The sequence below is a fragment of the Paenibacillus glycanilyticus NBRC 16618 genome, from assembly GCF_004000805.1.
Taxonomy (GTDB): domain Bacteria; phylum Bacillota; class Bacilli; order Paenibacillales; family Paenibacillaceae; genus Pristimantibacillus; species Pristimantibacillus glycanilyticus.
In genome coordinates, this window is the sequence record NZ_BILY01000003.1 from 82,157 (window position 1) to 95,659 (window position 13,503).

Consider the following 13,503-nt stretch of genomic DNA (forward strand, 5'->3'; position numbering starts at 1 on the left):
CATAATACACCTGTTTGCCGAATATGGTCAAAGAAAAAAACAAAAAAACCGTTGTTTTTCGCTAATCTGGCCGATTTTACTGATGAATTGTATATGTAACAGATTCGTTTTTTCTGTATAACAGCATAATACAATCAAGGTTCAATACCAGACCATGACAGGAGAACGGGCAGATTCTCATTACCTTACTATTGTTTACCCACATGCCAACCATTCCATTCAGGGGGATTCACATATGACTGATGAACGATATTTAAAGCGTACCGTAGTTAAAGAAATTGTAAAAAGCAGCTACTTGCCCGAAGGCGAACGCAGCTTGCGCGTCTATTTGCCGCCCGGTTATAACGAGGTTCTGAGCTACCCGGTCGTGTACTGCCAGGACGGCGAAGACTTTTTCAATTTCGGCAGGATTGCCACAACGGCAAACCGAATCATTCTCGATGAGGGCGTTGAACCTTTTATTATCGTTGGCGTAGATGTCGACAAAACGTACCGAACAGCGGAATACTCGCCTGGCGGCGACCGTCATGAAGCTTATGTCCGGTTCTTCGGGCAAGAGCTGATTCCATTTATTGAAGGTAAATATCCCGTACGTACCGCTCCCGAGCACCGCCTGCTAGCCGGCGACTCCTTGGGCGGAACGATTTCCTTCCACCTCGCTTTGACTTATCCTGAGCTGTTCACGCGCATTTTGTCGCTATCCGGTGCTTATTATGACCGTTCCCGTGAAATTATGGAAGCTCAAAAGGACCTATCTTGGCTGGAGGTCTACATGATTGCCGGCTTCCAAGAGACCGCTTACGATACCGGCCACGGCATCTTCGATTTCCTCGCCATCAACCGGACGGCACGTTCCCTTCTGGAAGCTCGTGGCGCGAAGGTCACCTATGCCGAAAAAGACGGCGGCCATCAGTGGGGCTTCTGGCAGCAGGAGCTGCCTGCCGGCCTGATGCATTTTATCGAAGTGGAATAATATCGAAGAAAAGGCCTTCCCGGTTGTCTTCTGACAAGGGAAGGCCTTTTCTAATTGCCGCTGTACTTATTTCAGGTCGTTAACGATCCGATCGAGAAGCCGTTCGCAGCCCTCGGTTACAAGCTCGTACACATAATCGAAGTTGCCTGTGTAATACGGGTCCGGCACATCGTCCTCAGCCGCTTGGGGCAGCATGTCCATAAACTTGAAGATTTTCGCCGAATGCGACGCGTCTCCGATGATACGGCGTACATCCGCTTCATTTTTCGTATCCATGCAGACGATATAATCGAATGTTTTGTCCTGGGCGGTGAATTGTCTCGCTTTCATCCCGGCATAGGAAATGCCGTGAAGATCAAGCTGCTTGCGCGTTCCTTCATGGGGAGGCTTTCCGATATGCCAATCCCCCGTTCCCGCGGAATCAATCTCGATGACGTCCGTCAGCCTTCTCTTCTCTACCAGGCTGCGGAATACGGCTTCCGCCATGGGCGAGCGGCAAATGTTGCCGAGGCAAACAAACAATACGCGCGCGTTATTCATATAATGCCACCCTCCTTCTGTTTAAGCGATCTGCGGGGCAGTCTCCACTTATAATAAACCGACAACATGCGGAACACGATAACGATAACAAAGAGGAATAATAGCTGTATGGTCGTATGGAACCAGCCTTCGCCTACTGCCAGGCCTGCGAGCATCGCCCATACCGCATAGATTTCATCCTTCAACACAAGCGGCTTCCTGCCTGCCAGCACATCGCGGATAATGCCGCCCCCGATCCCGGTCAGCATCGCGGCCACTAGAACAGCGCTGATCGGATGGTTCATTTCCGTAGCGTACAATGCACCTTGAATAGCAAATGCGGATAAGCCGATGGCATCAAAAAACGCTTCGCTTTTTTTCCATTTGTTAATCCAGGATACAGGCAGCAGAAACGCAATCGTCATGGCAATAACCGCAATTTCCAGCAAGCTCCCCTGGTTCCATAACGTTGTAACCGGCCGGCCGATGAGCAGATTTCGAATAACCCCGCCCCCAAACGCGGTCACAAGCCCCAGTACGAATACGCCCAGAATGTCATATTCTTCCTCCATGGCAACGATCGCGCCGCTGACCGCAAAGGCAACCGTACCGATAATACTGAAAACGCCAAAGATGTCCAACTCCAAACTCCTCCGCTTCCATGATGACCGTCCATTCGCGCATGCTCCGCCACTCCTGTCGGTATGTCCTTCATCATTTTAGCCGCGGATATCCGGTTTGACAATTGCTACTTTTGCCACTTCTTCTTTCTTTTTTCTCAAAAACCTAGTTTTATGCCCCGGCTTCGCATTATACTGGCTTCAGCACTATGCTGGCAGAAAGGAAGATTAACGATGAACAACCGGATAATGATCTGTACGGGAGGCCGTTTAGGCGAGTGGGTCCGTCCCTATATCCGTCCAGGCGATCGGTTAATAGGAGCTGACCGCGGCGCTTTGTTCCTCGTACAGCACGGATACACACCGGATCTCGCGCTTGGCGATTTCGATTCCGTAACTCCCGAGGAACTTGAGCTTATCCGTTCCGTCAGCCGGGAAACGATCACGTACGACCCGATAGACAAGGATTACACGGATACCGAGCTTGCCTTTCGTTACGCGCTTGAGCAATCTCCTGCCGAGATTCGAATGCTCGGGGCATTGGGGAGCCGGTTTGACCATTCCCTTGCGAATGTCCACCTATTGAAGCTTGCAATCGACCAAGGCATTCCGGCATCCATTACCGATGAGCATAATACGATTTCCCTTGCAGAGGAAGGAACTACCGAGCTGCATCAAAGCGAATACAGTCATATCTCGCTCCTCCCGCTGTCCGAAGAGGTAACCGGGATTACGCTGCGCGGATTCGTCTATCCGCTGCACGAAGCAACGCTGCGGATCGGCCAATCCCTCGGCATTAGCAATATTCTTGCGGAGCCCGCCGGCACCTTGACCGTCCGCACAGGTACATTATTAGTTATCCAGAGTAAAGATTAACGGGGCGAAGCCTGTCATTCCCCGGTTACGTCAGGCTTCGTCTCGATCGTTAAGCCCTCTACATACTTGCGGCCCATCAGTTTCCTCTTCTTCCGGTTTTCCTTCGTATCGAATACGATATCCATATCATAATCTGCTCCTGGATACAGCTTCTCTTTGCTGATGTACGGTTTAATCCGTTTCCGGTTGAAGGACATCTTTTTCCCCTGCACCTGAACGATTACTTCTCCCCGCTCGTCAGCGGGTTGAAAGACAATCCCGGCACGTTTCAACGGATAGATCCATACGGCGTCTCCCGTGGCGTAGACTGGAGCAGATGATTTTTCCTTAGAGTTGTTCGAAACGTCCGGCTGCTCTGCCTGTTTCGGCAGAGCATGACGTTCAACAATTGCCGTCTCCTCGTCATGACCTTCTTCATCGACCGATTCATCCAATCGAATCTCCACTCTTCCCTCCGCAAGCTTCTCGGCCCGCTGCATCACATGCTCGGGAAGACCGAACCTTCTCGCAATCGCAAAAGCATGGCTCTCGCCCGCTTCCCCAATCTCCAACCGGTACAGAGGACGCAGCGTTTCGGAATCAAAGGCCATTCTGGCATTCATGCAGCCGCGCGTTCTGGAAGCAAATTTCTTAATCTCGTTAAAATGCGTTGTAGCCCCCGTTAAAGCTCCGCGTTTCAGCAGCTCTTCCAGCACCGCAATGGATAAGGCGATCCCCTCGCCGGGATCCGTACCCGCAGCGAGCTCATCCAGAAGAATAATCGTCCGCTCATCGGCAGAACGAAGCATCTCCTTCAGTACGGCGATATGCGAAGAAAATGTGCTGAGCGACTGCTCCAGACTTTGTCCGTCTCCAACGTCGGCCATAATATGGCGGAAGACGCCAAACCGGCTTTGCGGGGAAGCCGGCACAAGCAGACCGGATTGCACAAGCAACGCCAGCAGGCCAATAGTCTTCAGCGCTACCGTTTTGCCCCCTGTGTTAGGCCCGGTAATAATAAGCTGCTTCCAACCGATACCCAGCTCGACGTTAATCGGCTCGGCATGTCCTCCAAGAAGCGGATGACGGGCTTCTACAAGCTTAATGACCGGTTCTTCGCTAAGCGTCACGGGCTGGCCGTCATAGGACAGCGAGAGCTTGCCTCTAGCCAGCATGAAATCAAACGACGCCATCGCTTCGCGGTTTTGCAGCAGCTCATATTTATACTGCTCCGCTTCGTCCGACAATCTGGACAAAATAATCGTCCGTTCCCGCTCCTCCTCCGCCGACCATTCCTGCCACTCCTGCTGCAGCTCAGCAACGTCAATCGGTTCAATAAACAAGGTCTGGCCGCTTGCCGACTCATCCCATACGGTACCAGGTACCAGCTTCCGATGCTCCCGTTTGACGGATATGACGGATCTTCCTCTCCGCTTGCTGATAATCGGATCCTGAAGCGCCGACTTGTATTTGGAGAGCGAAGCTTCCAGCTTCTTGTGAATGCGGTCCTCAATCACGATGAGATGGCGGCGGATGGTCCCGAGATCGGGACTGGCTTGATCCGTCAACCGGCCGTACCGGATACAACGGTCGAGCTCCTGCCTGAGATTCGGACAGTCATTCATCGAATCGGCATAAGCCGCAATCGTTGGGGCGATCATTCGTTTATTGTTCATGTAACGCTTCATCTGCCCGATGGAAACAAGCCATGCGAGCAGCTGGTCAAGCTCCGTTTCCGTATAGATCCTTCCTTTGCCAAGCAAGGCCAGGAACGGATCTATTCCGTCCATGGCCGAGAGCGGAACGCTTGCTCCGCTCGCCAGCAATGCCGCAGCTTCCTCCGTCTCGTTCAGCCATGCCCGAATTTGTTTCGGATTGGTGCTCGGGACGTGCCGCTCCGCCAAAAGGCGACCTGCGGGGGAAACGGTATAGCCGATCATTTTGTCTTTCAATTTGTCATATTCCAGTCTTTTAAATACAGCCTCGTTCATGTTTAGATGCTCCTTTTTCTGTTTTTGGGTATAAAAAAAGGAACAGAACGCAGAAGCGTTCCGTCCCTGTATCGGCTGCACCTATCCCGTCATAGGCTCCGCAGCGCACAAAAAAACCGTGCTGCAAGAGCACGGGTGATTGGCCGCTGCCGAATAGCATTCAGGCGGAAATCCTCATGTCCTTAACTCATGGCACCGGTCCTTGTCAAAAGACGTCGCAGAAGAAGCATGCGTAACGATGCAAATTTTGCATCCGCAAGCCGTTCAAGCTCATCTAACAAGACCGATTTATCCAATTAAGAGTTAAGAACACCAGCAAACATTAAAATTTCCCCTTTCGGAATAAGCAAAAAAGCTATGAAATAGCTAAATCCGTTAGCTATACACACAATGTACGCTAACGGATTACCATTTGTCAATCTATTTACCTACAGAAACTTCCATACCGGTTAACGCAAACTCCGCAAAGTTAGGCAGAGGGTACGATTTTCTCAGATCAATATCATGCGACATATGCGTAAACAAAGTCCTCTTGGGTTCCCACACGGGAAGGAGCTCAAGCGCCTCAGTCACATCATACACCGACCGCGATTCGTATAGGAAGTTCTCTTTGTAAAAACTAGTGCCGAGCACCAACAGATCGAGTCCGTAAAGCGGCTTCTGCTGCTCGCCTGTCAGTCCGATGGAATCGGAGCAGTATGCCCATGCCATCCCCGAATCCTTCTGGTCAAACCGGAACGCATAGGCGTATCCGTTCTTCCCGTGATTCACTTTCCAGGCGGATAACTCCCAGCTGCCGAAGGTGCAAGGCTGATCAATCGGTATAAAAGACATGTTCCGACCCAGCCAAGGAAAACGCTGCAGAATCTCCGCGATAACCTCGGCAGGAGCGTATGCTTCCCCTTTTACCCCTAACCACCGGCAGGCATCCGCCCATTCGGGCAATCCGCCGATATGGTCGAAATGGGCATGCGTGATAAGAATGAGGTTCACGAACCGGAGCCCCGCAGCTTCCATTTGTCTGCCCCAATCCGGTCCGCAGTCGATCATCATTGTACCAAAGTCGGGCGAGTCAAGCTGGACAAGGGAGCGGAACCGGCGGTTGACGCCGCCTGTACGCGCCTCCCCGCAAACCTCGCAGTCGCAGTAGACGCGGGGCACCCCCATCGCATCTCCCGTTCCGCGGAACGTAATGGTGATCATATCGGCAGCAGCTCGAGTTGATCGCGTCCGCGAAGCCCTTCCACCATATCAAGCCACTGCTGGGGCTTGTTAGGCAATGCCGAGTAGTAGATCTCGAGGAATTGAACAACGAGGGCTGCAGGAATTGCAGCTAATTCTTCATCGGCCGGCAGGAAGCATAGATTAAGACCTTCAACTGCTTCCCCGTTATGCTCCCAAGACGGATGTACGTAAGGGAAATTAATCATTTTATAACCGATATGCGATAAAACCTCGCGGCGGACGAACGGATTCATCGGCGTTACACCGCCGAATTCATGCTCGCCTCTCTCGTATGGGTTATAGATTTCGGCAAACATGCCGATTGGAGCCGTGCCGGATTCGCGGGCAAGTCTCGCCAGGTCCTTCTCGCGGCTCCGCATCAGGAAACGGCCGATCCCCTTATTCGCCACGCCGATAATCGTAAAGTCGGTCATCGCAACGCGAAGCTCGGGATAATAGCGGTATTCGGTCGATCCCACCACTTCGCCGTTGTCTACTGCGACATAGACATGAATGCTTGGATCTTCAAGCGGCTCTTTCCATAGCTCGTAAGCCAATACCTCTTCAGGCGGGAAAATGCGTTTGAGCAACGCGTGAAGCGATGCGAAGTAAGGATCGTTAATGGATGTAATGCGGTGGTATTGCATAATTATTCTCCTCTCACTATGGATAGCCGTGGGCTGGCACTATGAGAAAGCTTGGGCTTTCGGCCGCTGTTGTTTTTAATTTTCTCGAATTGTATATTCTTTTAGGTTGAAAATTAAAAACAAAGGCGGACGCTATGCTCCGATAGCTCTAAGCTTTCTCTCCGTGCCTGCACGGACTATAAAATTCGAAGTCGAAAAAATAATGGCACTAACCTAGAGAAAAGGATTGCGCCATTCCATCAGAGCCGCGTAATTACAGGACTCTTCATCGTCCAGATAGTCGGACGCAATTCCGACCGGCGTGCGGCCGCAGCGCAGAAGGAACGTAATGACCGGATCCTTGTAGATCCCCGTCATCACCTTGCCCAGGTATTGCTCCGGGGTCTCTTCCGCCGCGTACTTATGGTAGCCCGGCATTCTGCCGGCTCCCAGCAGGCGCTTAAGCCGCAGATGAACAACGGTCTCGTACATGGACTGAAGCAGCCATTTGCCGATACCCGCTTTGCGGTAGGCGGGAATAACGCAAATGTCCGCAACGTATAACGTATCCCCTTCGGGATTGTGGTTGCGGATATAACCGCTGTCCGTAATCTGCTCCCAGCTGTGAGATTCATGAGATTGATTCATATCCACGATAAGCCCGGTCATGGATCCGATCACTTTGCCTCCGATTTCGCAGCACAATGCGCCTTCCGGGAACCGGGTAATATGCTCATTCAGCTGCTCCTCGCTCCACCATAGCTCCTCCGGATAAGGAGGCGGGAAGCATTCGCTCTGCACAGCAATCAAGCCTTGGAAATCTTCCTTCGTATACGAACGTATTATAGCTTCCGTTGGAACTCCGTCATGAATGACATATAATTGCTTGCGCATTTCAAGCCCTCCTTCCGCCGCCGCAGCTTATGCCCAGTCCGTATACAGATCCGTACGACGGTCTCTCCAGGTCGTTACGGAGCCGGCATTACGAACATCTTCCAGCAGCTTCAGGTCAAGATCCGCTACGATTAGCATGTCGTCGTTAATGACGCCTTCGCTCAAAATCCCAGCAGGCGGGAACGGTATGTCGTTTGGCGTGATCACCGCGGCCTGACCGTAGTTCGCGCGCATAAAGTCTACCTTGCGCAATGCCCCTACCGTACCGGTCGTTACGATGTACACCTGATTCTCCACCGCTCTTGCATGGCAGCAGTACCGGACGCGGTAGAAGCCATGACGGTCATCCGTGCAGGATGGGCAGAAAATAACGTCCGCGCCTTTAGCGCGCGCCATCCGGACGATCTCCGGAAATTCGATATCATAACAGGTCAGCATAGCGATGGTGCCAAACGGCGTCTCGAACACCTGCAGACCGTCGCCAGGCGACATATTCCATTCGCTGACTTCGGTAGGCGTAAGGTGAATTTTCGCCTGACGGTCAATCTTCCCGCCTGGATGGAACAGATGAGCCGTGTTCTGGCGCTTGCCGTCACCGGCATCAATCACATGCGTCCCGCCAACGATATGCATGTTGTATTCGGCAGCAAGAGACCGGAACAAGCTTTCATACTGCTCCGTAAATTCAGGCAGACGGTCAATCGGCAAAGCCTTGCCCGTATCGTCGCCAATCGATAACAGCTGAGTAGTCAGAAACTCCGGGAACAAAATAATCTCGGTTCCGTACTCGGATGCATTGCGAACATAATGCGTCACCTGCGCTGCAAATTCTTCAAACGAACCAATGTCTTCCAGTTTATATTGCACAGAGGCAACCCGGTATTTCAACGAACTCTCCCCTTTACTCCCTTACTTTCTTTGTTTGAACTGAAGCGTAATGGTTGTCCCTAGATCCGGCAGGCTGAATACGTCAATCTTGCCTTCATGCAGATCCACGATACGCTTGGCAATCGACAGCCCAAGGCCAGCTCCGCCGGTCGCGCGGCTTCTTGCCCCGTCCACGCGATAGAAACGCTCGAACATATGCGGAATCTCATTTTCCGGAATGCCGATCCCCTTATCCTTTACTTCAATCTTCACGATATTTTTCGCCACGCTGAGGGAAACATCGATCGGATCTTTACTGTATTTAATCGCATTGTCCAGCAGGATGACAAGCAGCTGCTGGATTTTGTCCTTATCCCCATACATTCGGATGGATCTCGACAAAGCCTTCACCCGTATCGGCCGTTGGAAGGTGGTCTGGAGCATAACCGCCAGCTCTTCGACAACCAGCACCACGTCGAACATTTCTTGATTCAGCCAATCCTCCTGCTCGGCTTCCGCCAGCATCAGCATGGACTTCGTCAAGGTCTGCAGCCGGCTTGCTTCTTTATCGATGGCTTCGATAGCCTCGTCGCGAATGCTCGCGTCGTCGCGCCCCCAGCGCTTCAGCATACCCGCGTAGCTGCTAATTACCGTAAGAGGGGTTTTCAGCTCGTGGGAGGCATCGGCCACAAACTGCTTTTGCCGCGCGAAAGTTCGGTCAAGCCGGTCGATCATCTGGTTAAACGCACGCACCAGCTGCTGCAGCTCTGCCGATTCCTCGTGACTGGAAGGCTCGATTTTACGCAGCTTGCCGCTTCTGTCGATCTCGCGCATCGTATTGATCATCTGCTGCATCGGCGAAGTGAGCCGCGAGGTGAACCAATACGTCCCGAAGATGGCGAACAGAATGGCCCCGGCACTGGTTACCGACAAGGCTGCGACCAGAATTTGCAAATAATCGTCCAGTTCATTCAGCACCCGGTTGATTTCCAGCATCGCAACCACGTTTGGCCCGTCATAGATCGGCACGCGCATGTACATGATGCGCTCGCTGCCTTTCTTGATCATCCCGGTATCGTGATGGCCCTGGAAAGACGCCGGAAGGTTGAGAAGAACGGGATCCGAACCGGTAATATTGACGATTTTGTTATCCGGCCTAATAATTCGTATCATTTCATTGACATTGTAATATTCGCTTAGCAGATCGGGATCATAGATCCCTTTGCCATCCTGTATCTTCGGATTTTCCAGCATCAGATTCACTTTATTCCCGATCACGCGCTGTTCGCTTTCCGTCGTAATCTTGATCACGTAGAAATAAACAAAAATATTAAAGAGAATGAGAATAAAGATGAGCCAGAAAATCGTAAAAAGCGTGAACCGTTTGCGAAGCGTCATGCGTCAGGCTCCTTAATCATATAGCCGACGCCCCTTACGGTATGAATCAGCTTGTGACGGTAGCCCTTATCCAGCTTTTGGCGCAAGTACCGGATATACACGTCTACCAGGTTGGTTTCCCCGATAAAATCGTAACCCCACACTTCCGATAAAATGTCTTCCCGCGACTTTTCTTCGTTCTTGTTCTCGACTAGATAGACAAGAAGCTCGAACTCGCGGGGCGTAAGCTCAATTACGATTTCCTTGCGGTATACCTTGCGTGTACGCAGCTCGATCGTCAAATCCCCAACCTTGATCAGGTCGGAGCCTTCGGATTCCTTCGGGTACTGCTGGAAGATACGCAAAATGTTGCGGACGCGGGCAAGCAGCTCCTCCATCGCAAACGGCTTTGTAATATAGTCATTTGCGCCATGCTCAAATCCGCTGACCTTATCAGGTACCGTATCTCTTGCCGTCAGCAAAATAACGGGAACCGGGTTGCCGGCCTGCCGCAGACGGCGAAGCACCTCGATACCGTTCAATTCGGGAAGCATCACATCGAGCAATACCAGCTCCCATTCGCCCGTTGAGGCCATTTCATAACCTGTCCGTCCGTCGGCTGCTGTACCGACCGTATATCCTTCATGCTCTAATTCAAGCTGTAAAATGCGGGAAATACCCGCCTCGTCTTCAACTACCAGAACTCGTTCATTCATTGCGAACGTCACCTGCTTCTAAATATGCTATGGACTCGTATTCATCATAAAGAAGGTTTATTTCAATTGCAAGCAAGGTCAGCGCCCAAACCTGACATGAGCAGCATTCCTTTGCGTTTCTTGCGAGATAAAATCAAGCAAAGGCTTATAAGCCTTCTCCAGTGCCTTGCCCATCCCTTTTATATCCGTGGCCCATTTTCCGCGCCATATCGCATCCAGCCACTCGGCTGCCGGCAGCAGCGGAACAGCGGCAACCGGAAGTTCGGGCAGCATTCCGATCCATTCGCTCCTGCCCGAAAATTTGGCATCCTTGTTGGCGATCCACTTTAGGGAAGCGCCGCGAGCTTCAAGCTTTTTGCTCATTTGCTCCAGCTCCAGAATGTGATCCGCCTTCCACCTCGAAGGATAAGGATCGGCAACAACGAGTACAAGGTCCGAATCAAGCAGCCATTCCTTGCGCCATCTTAACGCGCCGCCGGATACATCGGCAACGGATACGGCAATCTCCTTCTCTCTCAAACGCAGCCTGAGCTTATCCATTTCATCTCTATAGTCTTGGGTAGCCGGACGCTTCTGGGCATGCCACCATACCCCTTGCTCGTTCCAGCTGTAATACCTGTCTTCCCGTTGATCTCGTCCACTCATATTACTTCGCAGCAATGCCGCCCATTCAGGCCGTTCGGATGGAAATTCCGCGGCAGCGCAAGGGATTCCGCCAGCCGCAAGCAGCTTAGCCAGGGTGATCGCCACAAACGTTGCTCCTGCTCCGGACGAGACCGGAACGACGGCAATCTTCAACGTACGGCAGCCTTCCGGATTGCCTCCTTGCGCATTAGAAATTCTGGCGAATCGTACAGGAGTCTCTGTATTTGAGGCAATGCCGGCAAAAGCATGAAGCTCCCTCTCGACCTCAGCCATGGAATTGTACCGATCCTCGACACGAGGCTGTACCATTCTCCACAGCAAATCCGCGAACCGGCTTGGTACATCCGTCCGTAATCCCCGGATAAAGCTGCTGTTCCGGGTCACCATGCCTGCATCATTGGCATAGCTCCCTTCGCTGAGCAAGTAATAGAGCAAAGCTCCAAACCCGTAGATGTCGGTCCGAACCTCGCTCCGTCCCAGATGCTGCTCGGGGGCCGCAAAGCCCGGCGTTCCCAGCTTCATTGTCGACTGCGTCTGCAGGACGGTTTTCGATTTGGCGATTCCGAAATCGATCAGCCGAACATGTCCGTTATTTTCAACCATAATATTGGATGGCTTCAGATCGCGATGGATGATTGGCGGAAATTGGCTATGCAAGTATACAAGCGCCGAGCAAATCGGCAGCGCAAGCCTTAATACTTCCCCGAAAGATAGCTGCCGTTTATGCCGGTCGAACAGCTCTCCAAGAGTCAATCCATGGATATAGTCCATAACGATGGCTTCAGCTCCATAGCCCGTTAACGTGAAGCTGTCCATAATATGAGGCAGATTCGGATGACTGAGGCGCATCAGCATTCTAGCTTCTTCTGAAGCACGGTCCGAATCCGTCACTTTGATTGCCCGCAGTTTCCCTTGGAGCTTCAAATCCTCGGCTGCGTACACATCCCCCATCCCCCCGCTGCCAAGCTTACCTACCAGCACGTACCGCTCTCCGATCACCGTCCCGGATTCGAGATGATTCAGCCTGCCTTCATTTTGCATGATAACAACCCCCTTATGATAAAAACATGATTAGTTACAAAAAAATCCCGGCTTGAAACAAAAGTCCAATTGGACTCCTGTTCAAACCGGGATGCTTTCCCTCTTCTATTCCGTTATATCACGCTTACTGCTTCTTTTCCAAATATAACGTAATCTCCTCGCGGTTATGGAATAACTGCTTGGCGCGTTTAATGATAAATGCGGTCGAAAAGCGCTCCTTGACCTCGCGAATGGTCTGAAGCGGCTTTTTGTGCATCAGCTTTATCGTAATAATAGCCGTGGCATGCGGGGCAAGCGTCTCTTCCAAATCCAGCACCAGACGGCACATCTGCATAGGGCTCCAGCTCATATCGCAGACAAGCAGGTCAAAGGAGCCCGGCTTGAACTTGACCTCCGATGCATTCCGTTTGAGGTACGTCAATGCGGGATGTCCGGCCAGCGACGGGTGCATCTCTCCCGGATCAATCGCCGTTACCCGCAAACCTCGTTCAAGCAGTAAGGATGTCCAGCCGCCCGGAGCCGCTCCAATATCCACCGCGTTCCGGAACTTGGAATAATCAAGACCAAATTCCCGCTCCGCTTCAAGAAGCTTGAATTTGGCGCGCGAGATTTGCCCTTCCTCCCGTTGGAAGCGTATCGCTCCCCCAGGCCAGTCGGACAACATGTCCTCCGGCCGGCCAAAGCCGACATACAGCTCGCTTGCCGCGGCATAAATGGCAATGATAAGATCCGGATTCTGGACGACGGGTTCGGCATCCAGCTCCTCCAGTACCGCATCCAGCACAGCCTTTGTGTCCGAAGCGGAATACGGGAACGCCGTCTTGTTCGAGCGGCGGACATGGATAGCCACCTGCTTGTCCTCGAACAGCAGACGAGAACGTCTTATCGTCTCCGACAGCTCCTGCAGATCATCCGCATTCCCTTTGATCTCCACCGTACGATCAACAGGCTGAAGATGTCTCAGGAAAATCGGCTTGTCCGCCGCCACAGCCGCGGCAACGTCATCCGCAGACCGCTCGCTGTCGAATAAAAAAGTTTCTCCGGCGGCAAGCTGCGTTACTTTAACGCCGTCTAAAAGCCGCCGAAGCTCTTCAATTGCATAGGGAGAATACCCCTGATTAGCCGTACCAATCCATCGGCTCACTTCAACACCTC

The 13,503-nt window shown here is 52.1% G+C and carries 13 protein-coding genes; 2 read left to right on the forward strand and 11 right to left on the reverse strand.

The features are described from left to right. The first annotated feature begins 235 nt into the window (after positions 1-235). Entirely contained in the window at positions 236-973 is a 738-nt protein-coding gene (locus tag PGL01S_RS02995; protein ID WP_127491242.1) for an alpha/beta hydrolase, read from the forward strand. A gap of 66 nt (positions 974-1,039) precedes the next feature. Here PGL01S_RS02995 and PGL01S_RS03000 read toward each other — a convergent pair whose 3' ends face one another. Both PGL01S_RS03000 and PGL01S_RS03005 read right to left on the reverse strand, forming a co-directional pair. After that, entirely contained in the window at positions 1,040-1,513 is a 474-nt protein-coding gene (locus PGL01S_RS03000) for a low molecular weight protein-tyrosine-phosphatase (RefSeq protein WP_127491244.1), read from the reverse strand. Then, positions 1,510-2,133, reverse strand: a complete 624-nt coding sequence (locus tag PGL01S_RS03005) for a trimeric intracellular cation channel family protein (protein WP_127491246.1) — start codon at positions 2,131-2,133, stop codon at positions 1,510-1,512. The genes PGL01S_RS03000 and PGL01S_RS03005 overlap by 4 nt, the downstream gene beginning before the upstream one ends. Positions 2,134-2,346: 213 nt before the next feature. Between PGL01S_RS03005 and PGL01S_RS03010 the strand changes: the two genes are divergently transcribed. Next, positions 2,347-2,988, forward strand: coding sequence for a thiamine diphosphokinase (locus PGL01S_RS03010; RefSeq protein WP_127491248.1), 642 nt, complete (start codon positions 2,347-2,349; stop codon positions 2,986-2,988). A 14-nt stretch (positions 2,989-3,002) separates the two neighbouring features. Here PGL01S_RS03010 and PGL01S_RS03015 read toward each other — a convergent pair whose 3' ends face one another. From PGL01S_RS03015 to PGL01S_RS03055, 9 genes are all read right to left on the reverse strand, one after another. After that, positions 3,003-4,958 carry an endonuclease MutS2 gene (locus PGL01S_RS03015; protein WP_127491250.1) on the reverse strand — a complete coding sequence of 652 codons (1,956 nt, stop codon included), beginning with the start codon at positions 4,956-4,958 and terminating at the stop codon, positions 3,003-3,005. 420 nt (positions 4,959-5,378) lie between these two features. Then, positions 5,379-6,161, reverse strand: a complete 783-nt coding sequence (locus tag PGL01S_RS03020) for an MBL fold metallo-hydrolase (protein WP_127491252.1) — start codon at positions 6,159-6,161, stop codon at positions 5,379-5,381. Then, positions 6,158-6,829, reverse strand: coding sequence for a GNAT family N-acetyltransferase (locus tag PGL01S_RS03025; RefSeq protein ID WP_127491254.1), 672 nt, complete (start codon positions 6,827-6,829; stop codon positions 6,158-6,160). Before PGL01S_RS03025 ends, PGL01S_RS03020 begins: the two co-directional genes overlap by 4 nt. Before the next feature lie 213 nt (positions 6,830-7,042). Then, positions 7,043-7,702, reverse strand: coding sequence for a GNAT family N-acetyltransferase (locus PGL01S_RS03030; protein ID WP_127491256.1), 660 nt, complete (start codon positions 7,700-7,702; stop codon positions 7,043-7,045). Positions 7,703-7,729: 27 nt separating this feature from the next. Further along, positions 7,730-8,590 carry a carbon-nitrogen hydrolase family protein gene (locus PGL01S_RS03035; protein WP_127491258.1) on the reverse strand — a complete coding sequence of 287 codons (861 nt, stop codon included), beginning with the start codon at positions 8,588-8,590 and terminating at the stop codon, positions 7,730-7,732. Positions 8,591-8,611: 21 nt separating this feature from the next. After that, entirely contained in the window at positions 8,612-9,967 is a 1,356-nt protein-coding gene (locus PGL01S_RS03040) for a HAMP domain-containing sensor histidine kinase (RefSeq protein WP_127491260.1), read from the reverse strand. Continuing rightward, positions 9,964-10,662 (reverse strand): response regulator transcription factor, encoded by a 699-nt coding sequence (locus tag PGL01S_RS03045; protein ID WP_015844236.1) that lies wholly within the window; start codon positions 10,660-10,662, stop codon positions 9,964-9,966. The genes PGL01S_RS03040 and PGL01S_RS03045 overlap by 4 nt, the downstream gene beginning before the upstream one ends. A gap of 78 nt (positions 10,663-10,740) precedes the next feature. Beyond that, positions 10,741-12,348, reverse strand: a complete 1,608-nt coding sequence (locus PGL01S_RS03050; protein ID WP_127491262.1) for a serine/threonine-protein kinase — start codon at positions 12,346-12,348, stop codon at positions 10,741-10,743. A 124-nt stretch (positions 12,349-12,472) separates the two neighbouring features. Then, positions 12,473-13,492, reverse strand: coding sequence for a 23S rRNA (cytidine(2498)-2'-O)-methyltransferase RlmM (locus tag PGL01S_RS03055; RefSeq protein ID WP_174806522.1), 1,020 nt, complete (start codon positions 13,490-13,492; stop codon positions 12,473-12,475). Positions 13,493-13,503: the final 11 nt, after the last annotated feature.

Excerpts from the sequence above, each read along its gene's own strand:
- PGL01S_RS03025 (WP_127491254.1), bottom strand. The coding sequence starts at position 6,829 with ATGCAATACCACCGCATTACATCCATTAACGATCCTTACTTCGCATCG.
- PGL01S_RS03050 (WP_127491262.1), bottom strand. The coding sequence starts at position 12,348 with ATGCAAAATGAAGGCAGGCTGAATCATCTCGAATCCGGGACGGTGATC.
- PGL01S_RS03030 (WP_127491256.1), bottom strand. The coding sequence starts at position 7,702 with ATGCGCAAGCAATTATATGTCATTCATGACGGAGTTCCAACGGAAGCT.
- PGL01S_RS03040 (WP_127491260.1), bottom strand. The coding sequence starts at position 9,967 with ATGACGCTTCGCAAACGGTTCACGCTTTTTACGATTTTCTGGCTCATC.
- PGL01S_RS03000 (WP_127491244.1), bottom strand. The coding sequence starts at position 1,513 with ATGAATAACGCGCGCGTATTGTTTGTTTGCCTCGGCAACATTTGCCGC.
- PGL01S_RS03045 (WP_015844236.1), bottom strand. The coding sequence starts at position 10,662 with ATGAATGAACGAGTTCTGGTAGTTGAAGACGAGGCGGGTATTTCCCGC.
- PGL01S_RS02995 (WP_127491242.1), top strand. The coding sequence starts at position 236 with ATGACTGATGAACGATATTTAAAGCGTACCGTAGTTAAAGAAATTGTA.
- PGL01S_RS03020 (WP_127491252.1), bottom strand. The coding sequence starts at position 6,161 with ATGATCACCATTACGTTCCGCGGAACGGGAGATGCGATGGGGGTGCCC.
- PGL01S_RS03015 (WP_127491250.1), bottom strand. The coding sequence starts at position 4,958 with ATGAACGAGGCTGTATTTAAAAGACTGGAATATGACAAATTGAAAGAC.
- PGL01S_RS03010 (WP_127491248.1), top strand. The coding sequence starts at position 2,347 with ATGAACAACCGGATAATGATCTGTACGGGAGGCCGTTTAGGCGAGTGG.